Raw genomic sequence first — 23,149 nt, forward strand, 5'->3', positions numbered from 1 at the left:
GCGGGCATACCGGGTTGACAGGCTCGCGGGGTGGGTGCTCGTCGCTGGGTCCCTGAGCCTGTCGAAGGGTCCCCGCCCGCAATACGCTGGTCGGGTGCTCACCGGTCTCAGTGCTTTTCCGCTCACCCCGATCCGCTACGACCGCGTCGATCTCCCCGCCTACGCCGGGCTGATCGACCGGCTCGCCGACGCGGAGGTCGACTCCATCGGCGCCCTCGGTTCGACCGGGTCGTACGCCTACCTCGACCGTGCGGAGCGCCGGGCGGTCGCCGTCGCCAGCGTCGAGCGCGCGCGAGGCATACCCGTGGTCGTCGGCGTGGGCGCGACGCGCACCTCGCACGTGCAGGCGCTCGCCGACGACGCGCAGGATGCCGGGGCATCCGCCGTTCTGCTCGCCCCCGTGAGCTACCAGCCCCTCACCGACGACGACGTCTTCGGACTGTATGCCGACGTCACCGCGGGACTCTCGGTGCCGCTCGTCGTCTACGACAACCCCGGCACGACCCGGTTCACCTTCTCACTCGAGCTGTATGCGGGGATCGCGGAGCTTCCGCGGGTGGCGGCGATCAAGATCCCGCCGGTGGGTGGAGTCGAGGCTTCGCGGGCGCGGGTCGCCGAGATCCGCGCGGTGGTGCCGGAGCACGTGCGCATCGGCATCTCGGGAGACGGTGCCGCCGCCGCCGGGCTCCTCGGCGGATGCGACACGTGGTTCACTGCCGTCGGAGGGGCCCTGCCCCGCGCGATGCAGGAGATCGCCCGGCCCGCGCTCGCCGGAGACGACGCGGCGCTCGCGGCATCCGCCCGCCTGCAGCCCCTGTGGGATCTCTTCGCCGTGCACGGGAGCGCACGCGTGACGGCGACGATCGCCGAGCATCTCGGTCTGGTCGTCGCACCCTCGCTGCCCCGCCCGCTGCGCGGACTCGGCGGGGCGGAGCGGCAGCGCGTGATCGACGTCGTCGAGCGTCTCGGCCTGCGCGACTGAGGGGGCGCCGTCGGCTGCGGGCGGGTGCTTCGACAGGCTCAGCAACCCAGTTTCTCGGCTCAACAACCCAGTTTCTCGGCTCAGCAACCCAGTGCGCGTGACTGGGTCCCTGAGCCTGTCGAAGGGTCCCCCGTGAGATGCATCCGCACGGCTTCGTCACACTTTCCGCTCCACATCGTCTTACTCAGGGGGCGGGTCCACTCGGCCGCCCGATGACTGCAGAAAGGCACCCAATGGATCTCACCTCGGCCACCGACGACCCCATCTTCCTCGCCGTCATCGGCGGGCATGTGCTCGTTCTCGTGCTGGCGGTGCTGTTCACGCTGCTCCGTCGGTACTCGGTGGGCGGGTTCTTCGCCTGGGTCGCGACGATCGCCTCGCTGCTGTTCGGTGCGTTCTGGTTCCTCGTGCTCGGAGGCGGCCGGGGCAACTCCCGGGCCGACGAGTCGGTGCAGTTCGCTCTCGACCCGAACGGTGGCCTCTGGATCACGCTGTACATCGTGGTCGCGCTCGTCATCGCGCTCGTGATGGCCGCGATCTGCCGCCGCGGGCGCGCTGCGCGCCACACCGCGGCGGGATCGCAGGCCGCGGCCTGACGTCACGGAGCCAGGCGGGGGCTCAGGGTGCCGGTCGCGCTCAGCCCAGGGCGGCCGTCACCGCCGCTTCGACGTGCAGCGCAGTCGTCGGGAACACCGGCACGGGTGCGTCGGCGGCGGTGATGAGCAGCTCGATCTCGGTGCATCCGAGAATGACACCCTCGGCACCGCGATCGACCAGGCGCTCGATCACGTCGATGTAGCGCTGCCGCGACTCGTCGCGCACGACGCCGTGCACCAGCTCGCTGTAGATGATGTCGTGCACGGTGCGGCGGTCGTCGGCATCCGGAACGATGGTGCGGATGCCGTGCTCGTCGAGCTTCTCGGCGTAGAACGGCTTCTCCATCGTGAACGCGGTGCCCAGCAGGCCGACGGTGGTGAGCCCTGCTTCGGTCACCGCATCGCCGGCGGCATCGGCGATGTGCAGGAAAGGGATGCCGACGGCATCCGTGATCCGGTCGGCGACGAGGTGCATGGTGTTCGTCGCGAGCACGAGGATCTCGGCGCCGGCGGACTCGAGCGCGCGGGCGCGATCGGCGAGGAGGGTGCCGGCGGCATCCCAGTCGTCCTGCGCCTGCAGCGCTTCGATCTCGGCGAAGTCGAGGGAATCGAGCAGGATGCGGGCCGAGTGATAGCCGCCGAGCCGTGCGGCGACCCGTTCGTTCGCCAGGCGGTACCACTCGAGGGAGGACTCCCAGCTCATGCCGCCGAGAACGCCGATCGTCTTCATCTGATCAGGGTATCCGCGCCCTTCGTCTCGCTTCGCCGGCTCAGGGACCGAGCCTCTTGTGCGGGGCCTTTCGACAGGCTCAGGGACCCAGCCTCCGCAACTGGGTCGCTGACTCCGAGACTGGGTCGATGAGCCTGTCGAAGCGTCTTGCCTCGCACTACGCCAGGGCCGAACTCCCCTGCAGGGCGTGCACGACGGGGGCGAGCTCGGGCTGCTCCATCGCGTCGCCGAGCGTGCGTTCGAGAGTCTCGTCGTGGATCGGGTGTGCCTCGTCGTAGAGCGCGCGCCCGGCGGCGGTGAGCTCGGTGTAGATGCCGCGACGATCATCCGCGCAGAGGATGCGGGTCAGGAGTCCGCGGTCCTCGAGGCGCGTGACGAGGCGGGTGGTAGCGCTGGGGCTCAGTGCCGTCGCTCGCGCGAGCTGCTGCATCCGCATGTGCCAGCCGTCCTGGCGGCTGAGCGCGTCGAGCACGGTGTACTCGACGACCGACAGCCCGACGGACGCTCCGAGTGCGCGTTCGAGCTCGGCCTCGATGATGCCGTGCAGAGCGGCGAGCGTGCGCCACCCGCGCGCGCGGATCTCGACAGCGTCGTCTGAGATGCCCATGGTGACCTCCGAAAGTCGTTGCTTGCGCAAACTACTTGCGCGTGCAATCATTGTGTTCTTGACACAATATCCCGCGTCTGCAACTAATCCTACCAGAGCACCACGGAGCACCACCATGCCACTCGGACTCATCGCACTCGCCCTCGGGGCCTTCGGGATCGGACTCACCGAGTTCGTGATCATGGGCCTGCTCCCCGAGGTCGCCGCCGACTTCGCCGTGAGCGAGGCGACGGCGGGCTGGCTCATCTCGGGCTACGCGCTGAGCGTCGCGGTCGGCGCACTCGTCGTCACCGCCGCCACGGTGCGGCTACCGCGCAAGGCCGTGCTGATCGGGCTGCTCGTGCTGTTCATCGCCGGCAATGCCCTCACCGCGATGGCCCCCGACTACACCGGCGCGATGATCGGGCGCATCGTCGCCGCCCTGTGCCACGGCGCGTTCTTCGGGATCGGGTCGGTCGTCGCCTCCGAGCTCGTCGCCCCCGACAAGAAGGCGGGCGCGATCTCGATCATGTTCACCGGCCTCACCGCCGCGAACGTGCTCGGCGTGCCCCTCGGCACCTTCATCGGCCAGCAGTTCGGATGGCGCGCGACATTCTGGGTCATCACCGTGATCGGCGTGGTCGCTCTCGTCGGCATCGCAGCGGTCGTGAAGGCCCCCCGCTCCGCCGACGCGGTCGTGAGCCTGCGAAGCGAGCTCTCAGCCTTCCGTTCCGGACAGGTGTGGCTGTCGCTCGTCGTCACCATCCTCGCCTTCGGCGGCATGTTCGGCGCCTTCACCTACATCGCCTACACCCTCACCGGCGTCGGCGGATTCGATGCGGCCGCCGTGCCGTGGCTGCTCGTGCTCTTCGGCATCGGTCTCGTCGCCGGCAACGTCATCGGCGGACGCCTCGCCGACCGCTCGATCGACCGCACCCTGCTGATCTTCATCGCTGCGCTCGTCGTGGTGCTCGTGGCCTTCGGCCTGCTCGCCTGGTCGCAGCCGGCGACGATGGTGATCCTCGTCGTGATGGGCGGATTCGGCTTCGGAACCGTGCCCGCGTTGCAGAGCCGCATCATGCAGTTCGCGGGTGGGGCACCCACGCTGGCCTCCGGTGCGAACATCGGAGCGTTCAACCTCGGCAACGCGCTCGGCGCCTGGGCCGGAGGCGTGGGCATCGCGGCCGGACTCGGCTACACCTCGCCCATCTGGATCGGCGCGGCGATCACGGCATCCGCCTTGGTGATCATGGTGTTCGCGGCGTCCGCCACGCGGCGGACGCACGGTGCGCGGCGCGCGGAGGAGAGCGAACTCGTCGGGGTCTGAGTATCTCGGGGTGGACCCTTCGACAGGCCCAGGGACCCAGTGACTGGGGCCCTTCGACAAGCTCAGGGACCCAGTGGCGGGGGCCGTTCGACAGGCCCAGGGACCCAGAGCCTGTCGAAGCGTCCCGCCACACACGCGCTACTGAGCCCGCATGAACTCCTCGGCCTGGCGCACCAGCTCGACCGACGGCCGTATCCCGGTGTACAGCACGAACTGCTCGAGCGCCTGCCGCGTCGCGACCTCCGCTCCGCTGATGACCGTCTTCCCCGCCGCACGCCCCGCCCGCACGAGCGGCGTCTCGGCCGGCAGCGCGACGACGTCAAACACGACGGATGCCGCAGCCACCGCCTCCTCCGAGAACGACAGGGTGTGCTCGTCCGCCCCGCCGGCCATGCCGATCGGGGTGATGTTCACGATGATGTCGGCGGCGGTGTCTCCGGCATCCGCCTGCCAGGCGAAGCCGTACAGCTCTGCCAGGGCGCGACCCGCCGCCTCGTTACGGGCGATGATCGTCACGTTCGCGAACCCGGCGTCGCGGAACGCGGCAGCCGTCGCCTTGGCCATGCCGCCCGATCCCTTCAACAGGACGGATGCCGCGGCATCCAGCCCGTTCTCCTCGATGAGCTGTGCGATGGCCGAGTAGTCGGTGTTGTGGGCGGTGAGCACGCCGTCGTCGTTCACGATCGTGTTGACGGAGTCGATCGCCGAGGCCGAGGCGTCCATGTGGTCGACGAGCGCGATGACGTCCTCTTTATAGGGCATCGAGATCGCGCACCCCCGGATGCCGAGGCCCCGCACGCCCGCGATCGCCTGAGCGAGGTCGGTCGGCGCGAAGGCCTTGTAGATCCAGTTGAGGTCGAGCGCCTCGTAGAGGAAGTTGTGGAAGCGCGTGCCGTTGTTGCTCGGTCGAGCAGACAGCGAGATGCACAGCGTCATGTCCTTGTTCAGCATGGTCACCCGCTCAGGCTACTCAGCTTCGAGCGACCCGCGGATTCGGGAGAGGCGGAACGCCGGAGGTGCCTCCGTGCTGTCCGCCCCGCCTCTTCCCGAAACCTGCGATCCTCCCAGGATCAATCCCCGATCTTCACCTTCACCGCCACGGTTTTCGCCGTGGCGGGATCGTTCATCCTCCCCTATGGTGAAGTTGCATGCACATGGGGATCGATCGTCTCCGTCTTTCCCCAGAAGACGGGAAGCCTTCCCCAGAGGCAAGACGATCCGTGCATGTCACTGGGTCCTCTCGAGTAGTTCAGTCCCCAATGGGCTACTCGAGAGGGCCGCTATCGACATGATTGCACTTTTTTTGAGATTTGTCCCCCAAATGGGGGACACGGATCCCAAAAAAGAGGTACAGTGGACTCTGACGCACCCTCCGGTCGTCTTCGGCCCTCATCGCTCCCCCCGCGGTGAGGGCCACACCATTTTCTGAGCGAGGGTCCGTCTTCGGGGGCGTCGCCGGGCGGCGCCCCCGCCACGACGCTCATGCAACATTTGGGTTACCTTCTGATTGCGTCTATTGCCCTCGGGGCCTCCTCCACTAGCGTTAGCGGTGTCGGTGCATCCCTGCGTCGGCTATTTTTTCCAGCAGAACAGGCAGTACATGAGCACCCAGGGCACCGTTAAGTGGTTCAACTCGGAGAAGGGCTTCGGCTTCATCTCCCCCGACGACGGAGGCGCCGACGTCTTCGCGCACTACTCCGCCATCGACTCCTCCGGCTACCGGTCTCTCGAAGAGAACCAGCGGGTCGAGTTCGACGTCGCGCAGGGCCCCAAGGGCCTGCAGGCCGAGAACATCCGCGCTCTCTGAGCGACCAGGAGCAGAACTCCCCGACCGGATCCGTCACCCTTCGGTGACATCCGGCGGGGAGTTCTGTGCTTTCCGGGTGGTGGTCGGTTCTCGACGCTGGGTCCCTGAGCCCGTCGAAGGGTCCCGCCCCGCACATTCTCCGGAGTTATGAACCGGCGGGCGTCACGCCGTGAGCAGCAGGGCCCGCAAATCGTCAACGGATGCTGCGCGGAGCGCCGCGTCGTCGCCCTCGTGCGTGTCGCTGAAGCCCCACTCGACGAAGATCACCGGCACACCGTTCGCGTTGCCGCCCTCGACGTCGTGGTGGCGATCGCCGATCAACACCGGGCGCGACACGTCGGCGCCGCGATCCTTCAACCGGCGCAGCGCCTCGGCCACGATGTCGGTCTTCGAGGCGAGGGTCGACTCGTCGGGCGTCGCGCCGACCGTGGTGACGAAGTCGGCGCGCAGATCGAAGTGGTCGACGAGGGCGTCGACCTGGTTCTCGGGCTTCGAGCTCGCCGTAGCCTGCGGGATGCCGGCGGCGTGCACGTCGTGGATCAGATCGGTCACGCCCGGGTAGGTGGTGACATCGGTCGTGTAGCCGTCGGCCTTGCCGAGCGTGCGGTAGAACGAGACGGCCTCGGCGGACTGCTCGGGCGTCATGCCCGCCTGGTCCTGGAACGACTGGAACATGGGCGGCCCGATCCAGTGCACGAGCTGCTCGCGCGTCGGCGCCGGGTGCCCGAAGTGGGTGAGGGCGACGTTCAGGCGGCGCAGAATGCCGACCGAGGCGTCGACGATCGTTCCGTCGACGTCCCACAGCACGCAGGAGTAAGGGGAGGAGGCCATGCCCTCCAGCCTATGGGCACGCGGGGTGCGTGCCGCGCGCGGTGCACGGACGTGCAGCGGTGGGTCAGAAGAGGCGGGGGATGCCTGACTCGATGCCCTTCATGTCGTCGTAGTCGAGCACGAGGCAGCGGATGCCGCGGTCTTCGGCGAGAACGCGGGCCTGGGGCTTGATCTCCTGCGCGGCGAACACGCCCTGCACGGGGGAGAGGTGCGGGTCGCGGCCCAGCAGTTCGAGGTAGCGGGTGAGCTGCTCGACGCCGTCGATGTCGCCGCGACGCTTGATCTCGACAGCGATGGCGGCGCCGTCGGCATCCCGCACCAGCAGGTCGACCGGACCGATCGCCGTCGGGTACTCGCGGCGCACGAGCGTCGCGCCCTCGGAGATGCGCTCGACCTGTTCGGCGAGAAGGCGCTGCAGGTCGGCCTCGACGCCGTCCTTCTGCAGACCGGGGTCGATGCCGAGATCGTGCGAGGTGTCGCTGAGCACATCGTAGATCTGCACGCGCAGCGCATCGCCGGTCTTCTTGTGGCTGACCCGCCACACCTCGACGACGCCGGCGGATGCCTCTTCTTCGCCGGGCTCCTCGGTGGTGAGGGTGCACGGCGGGCTCATCCAGTTCAGCGGCTTGTAGCTGCCGCCGTCGGAGTGCACGAGCAGACTTCCGTCTCCCTTGTGTACGAGCAGACGCGTAGCGAGGGGCAGGTGGGCATTGAGCCGGCCGGTGTAGTCGACCGAGCAGCGGGCGATGACGAGACGCACCCGACGAGCCTACTTCGTCGGGGCGGGGTTCTCGGCCGACGCCTTCGCGAGTCTGCGGGAGGCGCGGGTGAGACCGTTCACCTTCGTCGAAACCCACCGTCGCCGTCTCGACGCGAGTGGTGGGTTTCGACGAACGGACGGATGCTGCGCAGCCGGGCTGTCTACTTCGTCGCCGCGACTTTTTCTTTGGCGTGGTCACTCGAGGAGGCGGACGTACTGCGGACGGGCCTTCATCGCATGAATCAGTTCTTCCGTGCCGTCGTCCCAGACGAGAACCACCAACTCGAGTAGGCGGCTGTTCGTGTCGAACCCGATGCGCAACTGACGTCCGGGGTTGTCGTCGTCGAGGGAGATATGCCGACTGGCCCAGGTCGCGGCCTGAACCGCGTCGTCCTCGGAGATTCCGTGCTTGAGAGCGGACGCCCGAACGATCATGCAGCCGGGGCTGCCCACGCCGCGAGGGCAGCGCGAATCGCTTCGGAACGATTGAGATTCTCCTTCTCGGCGCGACGCATGACGGCGTCGAGCTCGGCCGTCGTCAGTCGAACGGGAACGACCTCGGATGCCACCCCTCCGCGCGAGGGGCGGCCGCCCATCCGTCGTCTCAGGTCGTCGACGTCGTAGCCCGCCTCGGCTTCGTCGACCCAGCGGTCGACCTCTGCCTCGGACACCTCGCGGCCCTGCATCTTCCTCGCCATGACAGGTATCGTAATACGAAACAGGCATGATGGGAAGGTGCGCACATTGCGCAGGAGATCTCGCTCTCCGCAGGAGCGGAAGCGGCATCCGCTCCTGCGCTGCGCGAGATCTCCTTTCGCACGGCGGACGGATGCTGCGGACGGATGCTGCGCAGCAGCGGCGTCTATTTCGTCGCCGCGACCTTCTCGTCGGCGCGGAGGGGGCGGGCGGCGCCCGAGAACAGGCCGGATGCCACGATCAGCGCGACCAGGATGTACAGCGTGTTCAGCAGCCCGATGTGCTCGCTGATGAAGCCCAGAACGGGAGGCCCGCCGAGGAAGGCGACGTAACCGATGGTCGCGGCGGCGCTCACGCGGGCAGCGGCCTTGGCGGGGTCGTCGGCCGCGGCCGACATGCCGATCGGGAAGCCGAGCGACGCGCCGATGCCCCAGAGTGCGGCGCCGAGGAGCACGAGGGGCAGGTTCGGTCCGAGGATGAACAGCAGAACACCGCTCGCCGCCGCGACCGAGAGCACGCGCAGCACCAGCACGCGGCCGAAGCGGTCGACGATCGGGCCGCCGAACAGGCGCACCACCGTCATGCCGACCGAGAAGACGGCCAGGGCGACGGCTCCGGTGCCGGTCGTGAAGCCGTGGCCCTGCTCGGCGCCGAGGGCGATCCAGTCGTTCGCGCCGCCCTCCGCGAAGGCCATGCCGAGCATGACCACGCCGAGCAGATAGGTGCGCGGCTCGCGCCAGGCCTCGAGTGCTGTGTGCATCCGCTCGCGGAAGGCGGGCTTCTCGGCGGGTTCGGGGTCGAGCGCGGCCTCGCGCACGGGAACCTGCAGGAAGGTCGCGACCGCGACGAGGGCGAGCAGCATCCCCATGATGCCGGCGTGGGTGGCAACCGTGAGCTGCAGCCAGGCGGCCAGGGCGCCGATGCCCGCGCCGATCACGGTGCCGAAGCTGAAGAACGCGTGGAACACCGGCAGCACGGTCTTGCCCATCTGCTGCTCGATCGCCGTCGCCTCGACGTTCATCATGACGTCGAGGCATCCGTTGCCGTAGCCGAACAGCACCATGCCGATCAGCACGACCGGCACCGACGCGAACATGGTCGACCCGAGACCGACGAGCGCGATGCCCGCCGAGAACATGAGCATGGTCGCGAGCATGCCGACGCGAGCGCCCGTGCGGGCCATGACGGCGGGGCTCGTCGAGATGCCGATGATCGAGGCGATGCCCATGCCGAGCAAGATGAGTCCGACCTGCGCGTTGTCGAGGCCGAGATCGGCCTTGATGCTCGGCACGCGCGACGCCCAGGTCGCGATCGAGAGGCCGCTGGCCATGAAGATCGCGAAGATCGCGGCACGCCAGCGGACGAACTGCGAACGGGTGAGGACGGCATCCATGGGCGTTATCCTATCGAATCGATTCGACGCGCGGAAAGGCGGGCGGGCTATTCTCGAAGCATGACCAGTCAGGAGCCGCCCCGGCGCGCGACCATCGCCGACGTCGCCCGTGAGGCCGGAGTCGCGACGTCGACGGCATCCGTCGTCTTCAGCGGTAAGGCCAAAGTCGCCGACGCCACCCGCGAGCGGGTACTCGCCGCCGCCGCCGAACTCGGCTACGCGGGTCCCGATCCCCGCGCCGCCTCGCTGCGGCTCGGACGCAGCGGTATCGTCGCCGTCGTCTTCGAAGGCCACCTGCGCAACGCCTTCCTCGACCCCGTGACGACCGCGATGATGGACGGTCTCGCCGACGGTCTCGCCGAGCTCAGCGCCGGCATCCTGCTCATGCGCGACGAGCCGGGCGAAGACGGGCCCGGTCTCGCGGGTGCCCCCGTCGACGCGTATGTGTTGATCGGATGGTCGGGCCGTACGCGCGAGTCGGTCGAGGTGCTGCGCGGTCGCGGCCTGCCGGTCGTCGTCATCGAGGGCGACCCGGGCGATGCGAGCATCCCGCGCATCGCGCTCGACAACGCGGATGCCGCGGCCGAGGTCGCCCAGCACGTCTACGATCTCGGGCACCGCGACGTCGCGCTCGTCACCCTCACGCTCGGCCACGACCGGGAACGCGCGATCGTCACGCCCGAGCGCCTCGCCGCCGCGACGGTCGGCGTCACGGTCGATCGGCTCGAGGGCATGCGCCGGGTGTTCCCCGATGCGCCTGCGATCTCGGCATCCGGCAGTTTCATCGACGAGGGCATCGTGATCGGGCGGATGCTGCTCGCCGACGCCGCGACCCGGCCCACCGCCGTGCTCGCGCAGAGCGACCTGCTCGCGGTCGGTGTGATCCGCGCTGCGGAGGAACTCGGGCTGCGCGTGCCGGAGGACGTCTCGGTCGCCGGGTTCGACGGCATCGCGATCGACGGTCTCGGCGGGCAGTCGCTCACCACCACCGTGCAGCCGGCCGTCGAGAAGGGGCGCGCCGCGGGAGAGCAGATCGCGCGGATGCTGCGGGGCGAGACCGGAGAGACGCAGAACCTCGTGTGCGTGTTCCGTCCGGGGACGACGACCGGGGTGCCGTCGCGCTGAGGGTTTCGCGGGGTGGGGCCCTTCGACAGGCTCAGGGACCCAGTGACGGACGGGCGCTGAGGGCGGTCTCGGGGCGGGCCCTTCGACAAGCTCAGGGACCCAGCAAAAGAAACTGGGTTGCTGAGCCTGTCGAAGCACCCACCGCGATCGGCGTCAGATCTCGGTCGGCTTCTCGTCGTTCTTCGTGACCGATACGATCGGCGGCGAAGCGAGCCGATCTCGACGTAGGGGAGTACGCGAATGGGACTATTCCGCAGGAAGAAGCGTGAGCCGGAGGCATCCGCTTCCGTTCAATCGGCACTGCAGGGACTCGTCGTTCCGCTGCTCGTCGGGCGCGAATGGTTCGCGGCGAACGAGCAGAAGTTCGCCGGCATCCCGGACTTCCCGGAGTCGGCGATGCCGTTCGCGCGGCAGATCACCGATGAGCTCTGGGCGACCTACGCGACCGATGCGCACGGCATGTGGGACGTCGTGCAGCGCGGCGGCGTCGACGCGTTCGGAGGGGCCGACGAGCTGCACCGGTCGGCGGTCGAGAACCTCGTGCGCCGGGTGTCGGGCGACCTCGACATCGGGGGAGCCGACGGTGGTTACCGGCTGCAGACGCCGGCGGAGGCCGACCTCGCGGCGTCGCTGGTGCTCGTACCCGAGCTGTGGCTCGACCGCGTGCAGATCGCCGGTGCGCCGGTGCTCGCGCTCCCGTCGCGCATCGGGCTGGTCGTGTGCGGAGCGGACGACGCAGACAACGTCGACGTACTCCGCCAGTACAGCGACTCGACGTTCGCGACGGGACCGGGCAAGCCTGTCACCACCGCCCTGCACGTGCTGACTCCCGAGGGCCTGGGCGTTCTGGGCTGAGGGTTCTCGGGGTGGGGCCCTTCGACGGGCTCAGGGACCCAGTGGCTGACACCGGGGCTGAGCCTGAAACTGGGGCACTGAGGTGTCTCGGGGTGGGCCCTTCGACAAGCTCAGGGACCCAGTGAAAGTAACTGGGTTGCTGAGCCTGTCGAAGCACCCGCCCTGCGCGAACCTCAACTGCGCTGCGGGCCCAGCGGCAGTACCGTCTCGCCGAAGTCGAGGATGCGATACCGACCGCAGTCGACGATCTCGTCGGGGATCGCCTGGATCGGCAGCTCCCACGGCACGGTCTGCGCGTCCTCGACGAGGAACGACACGTCGCCCGCATCGAAGTCGGCGCGGTTCACGAGCCACGCGTAGCCGTTGAGCTGATGGTCGACCTGCACGAGCTGCGACGGATCGTCGAGGTGCAGTTTGGGCAGTCGCACGGTCCAGAACTGGCCGGCGCCGGTGCGATCGGATGCCTCGACCCAGTCGGTCACGCAGGCGGCATCCGCATCGGGTGCGTTCGCGGCTGTGGCCAGGCGCGGGATGCTCAGGCCGCCGGCGATGAGCAGGACGACGGTCGCGACCGCGGCGAGCTGCCGCCGAGCGCGTACCGGGACGCGCAGAGGTCGCGGCAGCGCGACGAGGGCGAGCATCGGTGCGAAGGCGAGGGGCTGCAGGTAGCGGGCGGCGTGGGTGCCGAGGGCGATCGCGCCGATCACCACGAGCACGGGCGTAACCCACGCGGCGAGGGCGACGAACCGCGCGCCTGGTTCGTCGGCCCGCACGGTGCGCACGATGGCGAGGGCGAGCAGCGCGACCACCACGAGCAGAGCGATGACCCCGAGCGGCGTCGACAGCCGATCGCCGAGCAGGTCGCCGTAGTACCCGATCGACTCCTGCCAGAGGTCGGGTTGGGCGTAGCCGGCGCCGGTGTTCGCGATCCATGCCGCGAACGGAATACGTGCCGCGAAGCCGAGCAGGGTGCCGCCGAGAAGAGCGGCGAGGATCGCCAGCATCCGTCCGCGCGAGGCGACGCGTAGCGCGCCGATCGCCGTGATCGCCCCGAGTGGCACCGTCGCCCAGGCCGCGAACAGCGGGTTCGACAGCGTCGAGACCAGCGCGACGGCGCCGAGCACGAGAGACATCGGCAGCAGGCGTGCACCGTCGAGCATCCGTCGGGCGATCCCGATCGCGAGCGCCACCCCGACGACGGTCGCCGAGTAGTAGGTGGTCGTGAGTTGCAGCGACGCGAGGTCGAGCGCGTTTCGCGACGGAGACATCTCGGTCATCGCGAGCGCCCCGAACGCGGCGACGGCGATGACCGACCAGGCGACCGGAGCCCGACCCACCCGTGCTCGCCCGGCGACGAGCCGCACCGCACCGTAGAGCGCGAGCACATTGACGACGGCGCTCACCGCGAAGAGCGCGTTCACGCCCACCGGCAGCACCGCGTCGAGTGCCGTGAACACCGCGGTCTCGGGCAGGAACAGCACACTCGACATCGCCCAATCGAGCCGGTCGCCCGCGAGCAGCGAGCGCGAGAGCATCGCCACGATCACCGAGTCCCCGTCGCGGAACAGCAGCTCGGCCCGGGCCGATGAGGCGACGGATGCCGCGACGACGAGCGACACGGCGGCCGCCAGCATCCACCCCCCCAGCTCCCGCAGCCACGTCCGCATCACGGGCTTACTCTCCCACGTCGGTGGTCTCGTGGTGGACGCTTCGACAGGCTCAGCGTCCCAGTGGCGTGTGGACGGAAACTGTGTCCCTGAGCCTGTCGAAGGGCCCCTTCGCGAGAAACCGCCCGGTGGAGCCCCGGTTGTATAGTCAGCGCATGCGGAGGATCTGCGCCGGGGTCGGCCTAGCGGTTCTGCTTGCTGTTGGGCTCACAAGTTGCATGCTCCCCTTCCCCGGGGAGTACACAGATGCGCCACTGAAGTTGTCCAAGGTCGACGGAAGCCTGGCCATCGCTTACTGCGGCGATCCCGGGACACTCGTCTTCGTCGATATGTGGGTGGCGCGGCGATCGAACACCGCGCGCGGCGACGTTTCGTTCGAAGCGTCGGGCTCGGCGGAAATTGTCACCGGAATGGTCATCGAAACCGCCGCGCTCCCCGCGGGGCTGACCGTCACGGCCGACTCCGGATATCCCCCGGATCCGGACAACATCGCAGTCACTCTCGAAGTTGATGGCGTGCAGTCGTTCGCTCAGTTCTCCTTCGAGGACGACGTCGCGTCGATCGAGGACTGGCAGCCGGACGGATGGATGCGCGCGGACGGTACGTACAGCGAAGAGCCGTGTGGATGAATCCCGATGCTGGTGGCGGGGACGCTTCGACAAGCTCAGCGACCCAGTTCTGCGCTGTGGACGGAAACTGGGTCCCTGAGCCTGTCGAAGGGCCCGCCCCGAGAAACTACGAGACCTGGGCGCGGAGGTCCCAGACCTCTTCGATCGGGGTGAAGCCCTCGGTGCCGTCCGGGCCGCGGAACAGCTCGACGAAACGGCCGATGTCCTTCTGCCACTCCGCGTTCGCCGGGTCTTCGTCGAGGGCGGCGATCGCGGCATCCCAGTCGTCGCACTCGACGAGGTGGAAAAGTCGCTGTCCCGAACGCCAGATCGTCCAGTCATGGATGCCGATGCGTGCGAACGTCGCGGCGAGGGCATCCGGAATCCGGGCGTGGTGCGCGCGGTAGTCGTCGATCGCTCCGTCGCGGATCTCGGAGTGCAGGGCGATGCGCATGGGCATCCTTTCGTCGGTCGTGCGGGGTGGGCCGGGCTCATCTGCCGAACAGGCGAGCCAGTCCCTTCTTCCATCGGGGGGTCAGCGTGTACCAGTCGAGTCGGTGGCGGAGGTCGTCGCGGGTGATACCGGCGAGGCGGCAGAGGAGCTCGAGGTGGCTCGTCGTCGGGTCGGCGATCTCGTCGAAGACCTTCTCGACATCGAGCGGCACGCCCTCGTCGGAGACGACTTCACCCTCATCGAGCTGGCGATTGCGCCCGTGCTCCCCGAAAGTGTTCAGCTCGGCGGAGTCCTCGTCGATGTAAATCCACACGGCGCCCTCTGGTTTCTTCCGCAGCATCGGCGCCTCCCACAGATTGCCGAAGGAGGCGACGAACACATGCGGCCCCACCTGCGCGACCGACACCTTCGGCGAGACGATCGCCTCGTCGAACGAGATGCGGTCGTCGGCCAGGGAGCCGAAGGCGGAGGTGGTGACGTTCGGCACGAATGCCATGACGAAGGATTGCGACGAATACAACGGAGTGTTTCCCCTCGGGCGATGGAACCGACCCTCCCCAGAGCACGCTTCTCGCGACAGCCTAGAACAGGTCAGTCGCGCGGGCGGAAGGAGATCGCGACGGGGGTCGCGGCGTCCGCCACCTGCACCACAATGGCATCACCGTCGCGCGTGGCCGACAGGGGATGCCCGCCGATGCGGGCCGTCGTCTCGTCGAGCAGGCCGTCCGGGTCGGGCAGGCGGATGCTTCTGCGCTGATCGGTCACGGCGTGCACGGCGCCGTCGGTGCGGGTCCAGCGCAGCCACGGCTCGTCGGACGCCGACAGTCGCGGCTCGGGCCGAGCGCCGAACACCGCGTGCTCGTGAAGCTGGTTCCAGGCACCGAGCCCCTCGAGCGTCTCGCGCTGCGCGGCGGGAATGCGGCCGGATGCTTCGAGCCCGATGTTCAGCAGCAGGTTGCCGCCGCGCGACACGACGTCGACAAGTAGGCGCACAGCCTCGTCGGCGGTGAGCAGGTGCTCGGGCCCCTCGTTGCGGTTGTGGCCGAACGAGAGTCCGATGCCGCGGCAGTTCTCCCACGCGTCGCCGACCTCGACCGCGGTGCCGTGCACGTACTCGCTGGTGCGGAAGTCCCAGTGCGACTCTCCCCAGCGATCGTTGACGACACCCTCGGGAACGGCGTCGTAGAACTCCTGGAACGCGTGCGCGAGGCTCTTCGGCCCGGGTTCGATGCCGGCCTGCGGCCAACGGATGTCTCCCCAGAGGATGTCGGGGCGATACCGGTCGATCAGGTCGATGACGTGGTCGTGTGCGTACTCGGCGTAGGCGAGGTCGTCGGGGGCCGGGGCGTCGTCGCGGTCGATGGGCGGCAGGTCGGAGAAATGCCAGTCGAGCCCGCCGGAGTAATAGACGCCGAAGCGCAGGCCTCGTGCGCGGGTGGCCTCGGCGAACTCGGCGATGAGGTCGCGCTGCGGCCCGCGGGCGACGGTGTTGCGGCCGTCGGTGGCTGGTGCGTCCCACAGCGTGACGCCGTCGTGGTGCTTGGTGGTGGGGATGAAGTACCCGGCGCCGGTGGCGGCGACCACCGCGAGCACCTCGTCGGCGTCGAACTCCTCGGCCGTCCACTGGTCGAGGAAGTCGTCGTAGGGTGCTCCGCCGTGCGCCTCCTGCTGGTGCCGCTGCGCGGGCGAACCCTCGATGCGGATCGTGTTGGCGTACCACTCGGCATAGGGGTTGTGGGCGTACCACTCGTCGCGCGGCACGGCCCCGAGGGCGCCCGTCGGCTCGGCCCACGCCGGTACGGAGTACGGGCCCCAGTGCACGAAGATCCCGAGCGCCGAGCCGCGGAACCACTCGGGCAGAGGCCGCTCGAACGCGCGGTACTGCGCGGGGCGAACAGGGTCGGTCTTGAACATGGCCATCATCGGCACCTTTCGTCACACCCTTGTGAACTGCTTCGGTTATCCCGTATCCTATAGGAAATCTGGAACTCAACGAGGAGCTTCAATGGCACACGCAGACTTCCGACGCCCGACCTCCGTCATCCCCGGCGGTGAATGGTTCAGCGGCGCGGGCTTCGGCATCTTCGTGCACTGGGATCAGGCATCCCAGCAGGGAATCGAGATCTCGTGGCCGCTCGTCGGCCGCTCGATCATCCCGGGAGTGGATGCCGTCGACGACGCCGTGACCGTCGCCGAGTACCAGGCCACCGCACCCACCTTCGACCCGCAGAACTGGGATGCCGCCGACCTCGCGCGTCGCGTGAAAGCGGCCGGAGCGACCTACGTCGTCTTCACCGCGCGCCACCACGCCGGCTACAACATGTTCTTCACCGAGCAGTCGGACTTCGGCGTCGAGCACGGCCCGTTCGGCCGCGACATCACCCGCGAGTTCGTCGACGCCGTGCGCGCCGAGGGCCTCAAGGTCGGCATCTACTACAGCCTTCCCGACTGGAACCACGCCGACTATCCGGCCTTCCGCGACGAGGATCTGCCCTACAAGCTCGAGCACTGGCCCGCAGCCGGCATGCCCGAGTTCGCCGACACCCCGGATGCCACGGACCGCCACCGTCGCTCGAGCCCCGAGGAGTGGTCGCGGTACCTCGAGTACGTGCGGGCGCAACTGCGAGAGCTGCTGACCAACTACGGCACGATCGACTTGCTCTGGTTCGACGGCGACTGGGAGCGCTCGGCCGCCGAGTGGACCGCGCCGGGACTTCGCCGCCTGATCAAGGAACTGCAGCCCGACGTCGTCATCAACGACCGTCTGCCCGGCCAGGGCGACTACCGCACACCCGAGCAGGGCTTCCCGCTCACGGTGCCGACCGGCCCGTGGGAGCTGTGCCTCACGATCGGCGACCACTGGGCCTGGCGCAAGCATCCCGACAACGAGAAGTCCGCACGCTCGCTGCTCGTGACCCTCATCGACGTGGTCGACCGCGGCGGCAACCTGCTGCTCAACGTCGGCCCCGGCCCCGACGGCCCGCTGCCCGACATCGAGAACGAGCGCCTGCAGGAGTTCGCCGACTGGATGCAGGCGCACGCCGAGTCCGTGATCGGTGTGCAGCCCACGCAGGGCATCGACTTCCACGGACCGACCACCGCCCGCGAGGGGCGTCTGTACCTGCACCTCACCGCGATCCCGGTCGACGAGATCATCGTGCGCGGTCTGCCCGTGCGGCGGATCACCCGCGTGCACCGTCTCGCCGACGGCCTCGAGCTGCAGCACGACGCCAGCTTCGAGGTGCACGAGGCATCCACCGCCGGCGACGACTCGGGCGAGCTGCGCATCGTCGCGCCGGCATCCCCCAGCGGCGCGCTGATCGACGTCATCGCCATCGACTTCTCCACCGAGTAACCCGAGCAACACCCCCTCAACAACAACGCATCAGTTGCAGCATCCAATGAAGGAGGCAGTCAGTATGAATGCAGTCTCGAACCGGCGCGCGAAGCGCCTCGTCCTCACCGGCGTCGCCGGTCTCAGCGCCCTCGCCCTCGCGGGGTGCGCGAGCGGAGCAGGCGGAGGGGGCGGCGGCGAAGCCGGCGGCCCGCTCGTGCTCTACACCTGGGCCGCGAGCGAAGGCGACCAGGCCCAGTGGGCCGACTTCATCGACGGTGCGCAGGCCGAAGACCCCGACCTCGACATCTCGGTCGAAGGACCGAGCTTCTCCGACTACTGGACCAAGGTGAAGACCCGCCTCTCCGGCGCCAACCCGCCCTGTCTGCTCACCACCCAGGCCGCCCGCGCACAGGAGCTCGGCGACCTGCTCATGCCGCTCGACGACCTGATCGAGAAGAGCGGCTTCGACATCGAGAACATCGACGAGTCGATGCTCAGCGGTATGACGGTCGACGGCACGATCCGTGCGATCCCCTACGACGCCGAGCCCATCGTGCTCTTCTACAACGTCGAGGCGTTCCAGGCCGCCGGCCTCGACCTGCCGGGTGCGACCTACACGCGCGATCAGTTCGTGTCGGATGCCAAGGCGCTGACCAACGGCGACAAGAAGGGCCTCGCCCTCGCGCCCGGCATCTTCATCCCCAACGCCTGGTCGCTCGCCGACGGCGTTCCCGCGGTCACGGAAGACGGAGAGCTCGACCTCGAGAACCCGGAGTTCGTCGAGCAGATCCAGAGCTTCTTCGACCTCGTCGCGGTCGACGGCGTCGCGAAGGCGCCCGAGGCGGCCGACGGCTCGGAGGTCTCGCAGCAGGCGTTCACGAGCGGCGAGGTGCCGATGCTCATCGAGGGGCCGTGGATGTACGGCAGCTTCGCCGAGGCCGCGGACTTCACGCTCGGCGTCTCGATCGTTCCGTCGACCAGCGGCGAGGCCGCGGCGATGACCGCCGGTTCGGGCTTCGGCATCGCGGCGAACTGCGACCGCCCTGACGAGGCCTTCGCGGCCATCGAGGCGCTCACGTCGCTGTCGGTGCAGGAGAAGCAGGCCGAGGCCCGCGGCATCGTGCCCGCCCGCATCGAGGCGCTCCCGGCCTGGGCCGAAGGTAAGACCGAGGGGTCGTCGGAGGTCGTCGAGGCGCTGCTCTCGAACGCGACCCCGCAGCGCACCACCCCGACCTGGAACCAGGTCGAGACCCTGATGACGCAGTACGGCGTGCAGGGCTACCGGGGTGAGCTGACGGCCGAGGAGATCATGGAGACGATCACGAACTCGGTGGGCGGCTGATCCCATGGCGATCATGAGCGACCGGAGCGAGGCCACGGCCTCCTCCGCGATGCCCGGCGTGACGGGGGTGCCGATCGGCGCCCCCGCCCCGCCGGGGCCGCGGCTGCCGCGGCGGCGCGGGAACGGGTGGGTGGCGCTCGCGTTCCTCGCCCCCGGGGTGATCGGGTTCGTCCTCTTCATCCTCACGCCGCTGTTCGGGTCGGCCTTCATCAGCCTCTTCGACTGGAAGCTGTTCGGGAATCCCGACTTCATCGGCATCGACAACTACGTCAAGCTGTTCCGCGACCCGACCTTCTACACGGTTCTGGGCAACACGGTCATCTTCGCCGTCGTCTACACGGCGCTGAACCTCTTCGTCGCTCTCACGATCTCGCTGTGGCTCAACACCCGGCTGAAGGCCGCGGGCGCCTGGCGCGTGGTCTTCTTCCTCCCCGTCATCACCCCGATGGTGGCGAACGCCCTCGTCTGGCGCCTGATGCTCTCGCAGGACGGGCTCGTGAACTCGATGCTCGCGACCGTCGGCATCGACGGGCCCAACTGGCTGTCCGACTCGGCCTGGGCGCTACCCTCGGTCATCGCGATGTCGGTCTGGCAGTCGTTCGGCTACAACGTCATCGTGCTGTCGGCAGGTCTCAGCGCCATCCCGAAGGAGCTGCTCGAAGCATCCCGCATCGACGGCACCAGCGCCTGGCAGCGCCTGCGCTACATCGTGCTGCCGCTGCTGTCGCCCTCGCTCTTCTTCTGCTCGACGATGACGATGATCGGCGCCTTCCAGGTGTTCGTCCAACCGCTCTTCCTCACGCAGGGCGGGCCGGGCGAGAGCACCAACACGTTCGTGCTGTATCTCTATCGCAACGGCTTCGTCTTCGACCGGCTCGGCTATGCATCCGCCCTCGCGTGGATCCTGTTCGTCGTCGTGATGCTCATCACGGCCCTGCAGTTCGTCGGCCAGCGCAAGTGGGTGAACTATGAGTGACCAGAACCTCTCGGCGACCGCGCTGCTGATCCTCCCGCGTCGGCGCCACCAGCGCCGGGCATCCGTCAAGGAGTGGCTGAACACCGCGGCGATCGCGCTCGTCGCACTGATCTTCGCGTTCCCCTTCATCTGGATGTTCCTCACGGCGCTCAAGCCCGAGAACGAGGTCTTCACCGCGACGCCGCAGATCTTCGGCTCGGAGATCCGGTGGTCGAACTTCGTCGAGGCCTGGACGGTGGTGCCGTTCGGGCGCTTCATCCTCAACGGCCTGATCGTCGCGATCGCCGGTGCCGCCCTCTCGGTCGTCGTCGCCGTGCTCTCGGCCTACGCCTTCTCGCGGCTGCGCTTCAAGTTCCGCGACAAGCTGTTCCTGCTGTTCGTGCTCACGCTCGTGCTGCCGCAGGAAGTGCTCGTCGTACCGCTGTTCATCATGATCAACAGCTGGGGTTGGAACGACACCTACGGCGCGCTCATCATCCCGTTCGCGTTCACCGCGTTCGGCACCTTCCTCATGCGGCAGTTCTTCCTCACGATCCCGATCGAGTACGAGGAGGCGGCGCTCATCGACGGCGCTTCACGCCTGCGCACCCTGTGGTCGGTGCTGCTGCCGCAGCTGGTCGCGCCGCTGAGCGTGCTCGCCGTCTTCTCGTTCATCGGCTACTGGAACTCGTACCTGTGGCCGCTGATCATCATCAACACACAGGACATGGCCACCGTGCCGCTCGGGCTGGGGATGTTCACCGGCCAGTTCGGCACCCAGTGGTCGCTACTCATGGCGGCGTCGACGCTCGCCGTCATCCCCTCGTTGATCCTCGTGCTGCTGCTGCAACGGCAGCTCATCAAGGGGGTCACCTTGGGCGGACTCGGAGGACGATGATGAACGCATCGCAGAACACCGGCTCGAGCATCCTCGACGCCGCACCCACCGCCGGACCCCGTGCCGCCCTCGCCGACGTGACGGCGGGCAGCCGGATCGTGCACGTCGAGGCGCAGCTGGTCGACCTGCCGGTCGAGACCGTGCGCACCGACGCCCTGCAGACCTTCGTCAAGCAGGAGACGATCTTCGTGCGGATCCGCACGGCCGACGGCACCGAGGGCGTGGGCTACAGCTACACGATCGGCACCGGCGGCGGTGCCGTGCTGAGCCTGCTGCGCGAGACCCTGCTGCCGGCGCTGATCGGGCTCGAAGCCGAGCGGCCCGAGTCGGTGTGGCTGGCGCTCTTCGGCATCACCCGCGCCACCACGGTCGGGCCGATCACCGCGCTCGCGCTCGCCGCGGTCGACACGGCGGTGTGGGATGCCAAGACCCGGCGCGCGGGTCTGCCGCTCTGGGTCGCGGGCGGAGGCGCATCGCCGTCGATCCCGATGTACGACACCGAGGGCGGATGGCTGCACCTCACCACCGACGAGCTCGTCGCGCACGCGGTCACTTCGAAAGAGCGCGGCATGGGAGGGGTGAAGATCAAGGTCGGCAAGCCCCGCGGGCACCAGGACCTCGAGCGGTTGCGCGCCGTGCGCGACGCGGTCGGCGACGACCTCGACATCATGGTCGACGCGAACCAGTCGTTCACGGTGTCGGAAGCCGTGCGCCGCGCGCGCCTGTTCGAGCAGGTCGACGTGTTCTGGTTCGAGGAGCCGCTGCCCGCCGAAGACATCGAGGGCCACCGTCAGCTCGCCCGCTCGACGTCGGTGCCGATCGCGGTCGGCGAGAGCATGTACTCGATCGGTCATTTCCGCGAGCACCTGCAGCGTGGCGGTGCATCGATCGTGCAGCCTGACGTCGCGCGGGTCGGCGGCATCACGCCCTGGCTCAAGATCGCACACCTGGCCGAGTCGTTCAACGCGCCAGTCGCCCCGCACTTCCTCATGGAACTGCACGTGTCGCTCGTGTGCGCGATCCCGAACGCCCTCTACCTCGAGCACATCCCGCAGCTGCGCGCCGTCACCACCGACGAACTGCGCATCGAAGGCGGTCGCGGTTGGGCGCCGACAACGGCCGGCCTCGGCATCGCATGGGACGACGAGGCGCTCGGGCGGCTGATCGTCTCGTGACCACCCCCGATCCCGTGCGCATCGGCCGAGGCGGACTCACGGCCCCGCCGATCGGGTACGGCGCGGCCGCGCTCGGCAACCTCTACAGCGCGCTCGCCGAGGATGCCTGGCCCGAGGTGGTGCCCGCGGCGTGGGCCGGCGGCATCCGCTATTTCGACGTCGCCCCGCACTACGGTCTCGGTCTGGCCGAGCGCCGGTTGGGGGAGAGCCTGCGCGGCCTGCCGCGCGACGAGTTCGTCGTCTCGACGAAGGTCGGCCGGCTGCTGGTGCCCCAGGATGCCGCGGGCCGCACCGACATCGACGAGCTGTTCGACGTGCCCGCCGATCACCGGCGCGTGCGCGACTACTCGCGCGACGGGGTGCTGCGCTCGATCGAGGACTCGCTCACGCGGCTCGGCCTCGACCGGCTCGACCTGGTGCTCGTGCACGACCCCGACGACTTCGAGCGCGACGCCCTCGAGGGGGCGTTCCCGGCGCTCAGCGAACTGCGCCACCAGGGCGTCGTCACCTCGTTCGGCGCGGGTATGAACCACAGCGCGATGCTCGCCCGCTTCGTGCGCGAGACGGATGCCGACGTCATGATGGTCGCCGGGCGCTGGACGCTGCTCGACCAGTCGGCCGGTGACGACCTGCTGCCCCTCGCCGCAGAGCGTGACGTGTCGGTGCTGGCGGCGGCGATCTTCAACTCGGGGATCCTGGCGACGGATGCTCCGGGTGCGGGGAGCCTGTTCGACTACGGGCCAGCCGACCGAGGTGTCGTCGAGCGCGCGCAGGCGATCGCCCGGATCGCGCACCGGCACGGGAGCACCCTGCCCGAGCTCGCGGTGCAGTTCCCGCTGCGGCATCCGGCCGTCGCCGCCGCCGTACTCGGCGGCGCCAGCGCCGTGCAGCTCGCGCAGAACAGCGCGCTCGCCGACCGGCCGGTGCCGGAGGAGGTGTGGGCGGAGCTGCGCTCCGTCGGCCTGCTCGGATCGGATGCTCCCGCGCGGGAATCGCGGGCACGCGAAGGGCTCCCCGTACGATGA

Annotated in this window: 25 protein-coding genes; 13 read left to right on the top strand and 12 right to left on the bottom strand. The window is 68.9% G+C overall.

The window, feature by feature from the left end; genetic code table 11:
* The first annotated feature begins 94 nt into the window (after positions 1–94).
* Together ACFY9N_RS00085 and ACFY9N_RS00090 are read left to right on the top strand one after the other, a co-directional pair.
* Positions 95–982, top strand: coding sequence for a dihydrodipicolinate synthase family protein (locus ACFY9N_RS00085; protein ID WP_391476040.1), 888 nt, complete (start codon positions 95–97; stop codon positions 980–982).
* A gap of 233 nt (positions 983–1,215) precedes the next feature.
* On the top strand, positions 1,216–1,578 hold the full coding sequence (locus ACFY9N_RS00090) for a hypothetical protein (protein WP_391476042.1): 363 nt from the start codon (positions 1,216–1,218) through the stop codon (positions 1,576–1,578).
* A 40-nt stretch (positions 1,579–1,618) separates the two neighbouring features.
* Here ACFY9N_RS00090 and ACFY9N_RS00095 read toward each other — a convergent pair whose 3' ends face one another.
* Both ACFY9N_RS00095 and ACFY9N_RS00100 read right to left on the bottom strand, forming a co-directional pair.
* On the bottom strand, positions 1,619–2,308 hold the full coding sequence (locus tag ACFY9N_RS00095) for an aspartate/glutamate racemase family protein (protein WP_391476044.1): 690 nt from the start codon (positions 2,306–2,308) through the stop codon (positions 1,619–1,621).
* A gap of 157 nt (positions 2,309–2,465) precedes the next feature.
* Positions 2,466–2,915 (bottom strand): MarR family winged helix-turn-helix transcriptional regulator, encoded by a 450-nt coding sequence (locus ACFY9N_RS00100; protein ID WP_391476045.1) that lies wholly within the window; start codon positions 2,913–2,915, stop codon positions 2,466–2,468.
* Positions 2,916–3,030: 115 nt separating this feature from the next.
* On the opposite strand from ACFY9N_RS00100, the gene ACFY9N_RS00105 reads away from it, so the two are divergent.
* The gene (locus tag ACFY9N_RS00105) at positions 3,031–4,221 is read left to right on the top strand and encodes an MFS transporter (RefSeq protein ID WP_391476048.1); all 1,191 of its coding nucleotides are present in this window, start codon (positions 3,031–3,033) and stop codon (positions 4,219–4,221) included.
* 138 nt (positions 4,222–4,359) lie between these two features.
* Here ACFY9N_RS00105 and ACFY9N_RS00110 read toward each other — a convergent pair whose 3' ends face one another.
* Entirely contained in the window at positions 4,360–5,178 is an 819-nt protein-coding gene (locus tag ACFY9N_RS00110; protein ID WP_391476050.1) for a shikimate 5-dehydrogenase, read from the bottom strand.
* 643 nt (positions 5,179–5,821) lie between these two features.
* On the opposite strand from ACFY9N_RS00110, the gene ACFY9N_RS00115 reads away from it, so the two are divergent.
* On the top strand, positions 5,822–6,028 hold the full coding sequence (locus ACFY9N_RS00115; protein ID WP_247628551.1) for a cold-shock protein: 207 nt from the start codon (positions 5,822–5,824) through the stop codon (positions 6,026–6,028).
* Positions 6,029–6,190: 162 nt separating this feature from the next.
* Here the strand turns inward: ACFY9N_RS00115 and ACFY9N_RS00120 are convergent, their stop codons facing one another.
* From ACFY9N_RS00120 to ACFY9N_RS00140, 5 genes are all read right to left on the bottom strand, one after another.
* Positions 6,191–6,859 (bottom strand): HAD hydrolase-like protein, encoded by a 669-nt coding sequence (locus ACFY9N_RS00120; protein ID WP_391476052.1) that lies wholly within the window; start codon positions 6,857–6,859, stop codon positions 6,191–6,193.
* 64 nt (positions 6,860–6,923) lie between these two features.
* Positions 6,924–7,619 (bottom strand): endonuclease NucS, encoded by a 696-nt coding sequence (nucS, locus tag ACFY9N_RS00125; protein WP_391476053.1) that lies wholly within the window; start codon positions 7,617–7,619, stop codon positions 6,924–6,926.
* Between the two features lie 195 nt (positions 7,620–7,814).
* A complete protein-coding gene (locus ACFY9N_RS00130) occupies positions 7,815–8,054 on the bottom strand; it encodes a hypothetical protein (protein WP_391476054.1) in 240 nt (79 codons plus the stop codon).
* Entirely contained in the window at positions 8,051–8,317 is a 267-nt protein-coding gene (locus tag ACFY9N_RS00135; RefSeq protein ID WP_391476056.1) for a ribbon-helix-helix protein, CopG family, read from the bottom strand. Before ACFY9N_RS00135 ends, ACFY9N_RS00130 begins: the two co-directional genes overlap by 4 nt.
* 164 nt (positions 8,318–8,481) lie before the next feature.
* The gene (locus ACFY9N_RS00140; protein WP_391476058.1) at positions 8,482–9,708 is read right to left on the bottom strand and encodes an MFS transporter; all 1,227 of its coding nucleotides are present in this window, start codon (positions 9,706–9,708) and stop codon (positions 8,482–8,484) included.
* A gap of 60 nt (positions 9,709–9,768) precedes the next feature.
* On the opposite strand from ACFY9N_RS00140, the gene ACFY9N_RS00145 reads away from it, so the two are divergent.
* Both ACFY9N_RS00145 and ACFY9N_RS00150 read left to right on the top strand, forming a co-directional pair.
* The gene (locus ACFY9N_RS00145) at positions 9,769–10,833 is read left to right on the top strand and encodes a LacI family DNA-binding transcriptional regulator (protein WP_391476061.1); all 1,065 of its coding nucleotides are present in this window, start codon (positions 9,769–9,771) and stop codon (positions 10,831–10,833) included.
* Between the two features lie 240 nt (positions 10,834–11,073).
* The gene (locus ACFY9N_RS00150; protein WP_391476063.1) at positions 11,074–11,688 is read left to right on the top strand and encodes a hypothetical protein; all 615 of its coding nucleotides are present in this window, start codon (positions 11,074–11,076) and stop codon (positions 11,686–11,688) included.
* Between the two features lie 173 nt (positions 11,689–11,861).
* On the opposite strand, the gene ACFY9N_RS00155 is transcribed toward ACFY9N_RS00150, so the two are convergent.
* Complete coding sequence (locus ACFY9N_RS00155; protein ID WP_391478426.1) at positions 11,862–13,355, bottom strand: hypothetical protein; 1,494 nt, start codon at positions 13,353–13,355, stop codon at positions 11,862–11,864.
* Between the two features lie 218 nt (positions 13,356–13,573).
* Here ACFY9N_RS00155 and ACFY9N_RS00160 point away from each other — a divergent pair, with 218 nt between their 5' ends.
* Positions 13,574–13,984 carry a hypothetical protein gene (locus tag ACFY9N_RS00160; RefSeq protein WP_391476065.1) on the top strand — a complete coding sequence of 137 codons (411 nt, stop codon included), beginning with the start codon at positions 13,574–13,576 and terminating at the stop codon, positions 13,982–13,984.
* A 106-nt stretch (positions 13,985–14,090) separates the two neighbouring features.
* Here ACFY9N_RS00160 and ACFY9N_RS00165 read toward each other — a convergent pair whose 3' ends face one another.
* From ACFY9N_RS00165 to ACFY9N_RS00175, 3 genes are all read right to left on the bottom strand, one after another.
* Entirely contained in the window at positions 14,091–14,417 is a 327-nt protein-coding gene (locus ACFY9N_RS00165; RefSeq protein ID WP_391476066.1) for an L-rhamnose mutarotase, read from the bottom strand.
* Between the two features lie 37 nt (positions 14,418–14,454).
* Positions 14,455–14,913: a hypothetical protein gene (locus ACFY9N_RS00170; protein WP_391476067.1), complete on the bottom strand. Its 459-nt coding sequence runs from the start codon at positions 14,911–14,913 to the stop codon at positions 14,455–14,457.
* A 95-nt stretch (positions 14,914–15,008) separates the two neighbouring features.
* Positions 15,009–16,337 (bottom strand): alpha-L-fucosidase, encoded by a 1,329-nt coding sequence (locus ACFY9N_RS00175; protein WP_391476068.1) that lies wholly within the window; start codon positions 16,335–16,337, stop codon positions 15,009–15,011.
* Between the two features lie 85 nt (positions 16,338–16,422).
* Here ACFY9N_RS00175 and ACFY9N_RS00180 point away from each other — a divergent pair, with 85 nt between their 5' ends.
* The 6 genes from ACFY9N_RS00180 (at position 16,423) to ACFY9N_RS00205 (ending at position 23,149) form a co-directional block, all read left to right on the top strand.
* Positions 16,423–17,772 carry an alpha-L-fucosidase gene (locus ACFY9N_RS00180; RefSeq protein WP_391476071.1) on the top strand — a complete coding sequence of 450 codons (1,350 nt, stop codon included), beginning with the start codon at positions 16,423–16,425 and terminating at the stop codon, positions 17,770–17,772.
* A 64-nt stretch (positions 17,773–17,836) separates the two neighbouring features.
* Positions 17,837–19,096 (top strand): ABC transporter substrate-binding protein, encoded by a 1,260-nt coding sequence (locus ACFY9N_RS00185; RefSeq protein WP_391476072.1) that lies wholly within the window; start codon positions 17,837–17,839, stop codon positions 19,094–19,096.
* A 13-nt stretch (positions 19,097–19,109) separates the two neighbouring features.
* A complete protein-coding gene (locus ACFY9N_RS00190; protein ID WP_391476075.1) occupies positions 19,110–20,072 on the top strand; it encodes a carbohydrate ABC transporter permease in 963 nt (320 codons plus the stop codon).
* Positions 20,065–20,949: a carbohydrate ABC transporter permease gene (locus ACFY9N_RS00195; protein WP_391476078.1), complete on the top strand. Its 885-nt coding sequence runs from the start codon at positions 20,065–20,067 to the stop codon at positions 20,947–20,949. The genes ACFY9N_RS00190 and ACFY9N_RS00195 overlap by 8 nt, the downstream gene beginning before the upstream one ends.
* Positions 20,949–22,124 (top strand): mandelate racemase/muconate lactonizing enzyme family protein, encoded by a 1,176-nt coding sequence (locus ACFY9N_RS00200; RefSeq protein WP_391476080.1) that lies wholly within the window; start codon positions 20,949–20,951, stop codon positions 22,122–22,124. The genes ACFY9N_RS00195 and ACFY9N_RS00200 overlap by 1 nt, the downstream gene beginning before the upstream one ends.
* Positions 22,121–23,149, top strand: coding sequence for an aldo/keto reductase (locus ACFY9N_RS00205; protein WP_391476081.1), 1,029 nt, complete (start codon positions 22,121–22,123; stop codon positions 23,147–23,149). The genes ACFY9N_RS00200 and ACFY9N_RS00205 overlap by 4 nt, the downstream gene beginning before the upstream one ends.

It is taken from the genome of Microbacterium sp. NPDC008134 (assembly GCF_042957055.1).
Lineage (GTDB): Bacteria > Actinomycetota > Actinomycetes > Actinomycetales > Microbacteriaceae > Microbacterium.

Excerpts from the sequence above, each read along its gene's own strand:
- ACFY9N_RS00090 (WP_391476042.1), top strand. The coding sequence starts at position 1,216 with ATGGATCTCACCTCGGCCACCGACGACCCCATCTTCCTCGCCGTCATC.
- ACFY9N_RS00095 (WP_391476044.1), bottom strand. The coding sequence starts at position 2,308 with ATGAAGACGATCGGCGTTCTCGGCGGCATGAGCTGGGAGTCCTCCCTC.
- ACFY9N_RS00100 (WP_391476045.1), bottom strand. The coding sequence starts at position 2,915 with ATGGGCATCTCAGACGACGCTGTCGAGATCCGCGCGCGCGGGTGGCGC.
- ACFY9N_RS00105 (WP_391476048.1), top strand. The coding sequence starts at position 3,031 with ATGCCACTCGGACTCATCGCACTCGCCCTCGGGGCCTTCGGGATCGGA.
- ACFY9N_RS00115 (WP_247628551.1), top strand. The coding sequence starts at position 5,822 with ATGAGCACCCAGGGCACCGTTAAGTGGTTCAACTCGGAGAAGGGCTTC.
- ACFY9N_RS00120 (WP_391476052.1), bottom strand. The coding sequence starts at position 6,859 with ATGGCCTCCTCCCCTTACTCCTGCGTGCTGTGGGACGTCGACGGAACG.
- ACFY9N_RS00130 (WP_391476054.1), bottom strand. The coding sequence starts at position 8,054 with ATGATCGTTCGGGCGTCCGCTCTCAAGCACGGAATCTCCGAGGACGAC.
- ACFY9N_RS00135 (WP_391476056.1), bottom strand. The coding sequence starts at position 8,317 with ATGGCGAGGAAGATGCAGGGCCGCGAGGTGTCCGAGGCAGAGGTCGAC.
- ACFY9N_RS00140 (WP_391476058.1), bottom strand. The coding sequence starts at position 9,708 with ATGGATGCCGTCCTCACCCGTTCGCAGTTCGTCCGCTGGCGTGCCGCG.
- ACFY9N_RS00145 (WP_391476061.1), top strand. The coding sequence starts at position 9,769 with ATGACCAGTCAGGAGCCGCCCCGGCGCGCGACCATCGCCGACGTCGCC.
- ACFY9N_RS00150 (WP_391476063.1), top strand. The coding sequence starts at position 11,074 with ATGGGACTATTCCGCAGGAAGAAGCGTGAGCCGGAGGCATCCGCTTCC.
- ACFY9N_RS00155 (WP_391478426.1), bottom strand. The coding sequence starts at position 13,355 with ATGCGGACGTGGCTGCGGGAGCTGGGGGGGTGGATGCTGGCGGCCGCC.
- ACFY9N_RS00160 (WP_391476065.1), top strand. The coding sequence starts at position 13,574 with ATGCTCCCCTTCCCCGGGGAGTACACAGATGCGCCACTGAAGTTGTCC.
- ACFY9N_RS00165 (WP_391476066.1), bottom strand. The coding sequence starts at position 14,417 with ATGCGCATCGCCCTGCACTCCGAGATCCGCGACGGAGCGATCGACGAC.
- ACFY9N_RS00170 (WP_391476067.1), bottom strand. The coding sequence starts at position 14,913 with ATGGCATTCGTGCCGAACGTCACCACCTCCGCCTTCGGCTCCCTGGCC.
- ACFY9N_RS00175 (WP_391476068.1), bottom strand. The coding sequence starts at position 16,337 with ATGGCCATGTTCAAGACCGACCCTGTTCGCCCCGCGCAGTACCGCGCG.
- ACFY9N_RS00180 (WP_391476071.1), top strand. The coding sequence starts at position 16,423 with ATGGCACACGCAGACTTCCGACGCCCGACCTCCGTCATCCCCGGCGGT.
- ACFY9N_RS00185 (WP_391476072.1), top strand. The coding sequence starts at position 17,837 with ATGAATGCAGTCTCGAACCGGCGCGCGAAGCGCCTCGTCCTCACCGGC.
- ACFY9N_RS00190 (WP_391476075.1), top strand. The coding sequence starts at position 19,110 with ATGAGCGACCGGAGCGAGGCCACGGCCTCCTCCGCGATGCCCGGCGTG.
- ACFY9N_RS00195 (WP_391476078.1), top strand. The coding sequence starts at position 20,065 with ATGAGTGACCAGAACCTCTCGGCGACCGCGCTGCTGATCCTCCCGCGT.
- ACFY9N_RS00200 (WP_391476080.1), top strand. The coding sequence starts at position 20,949 with ATGAACGCATCGCAGAACACCGGCTCGAGCATCCTCGACGCCGCACCC.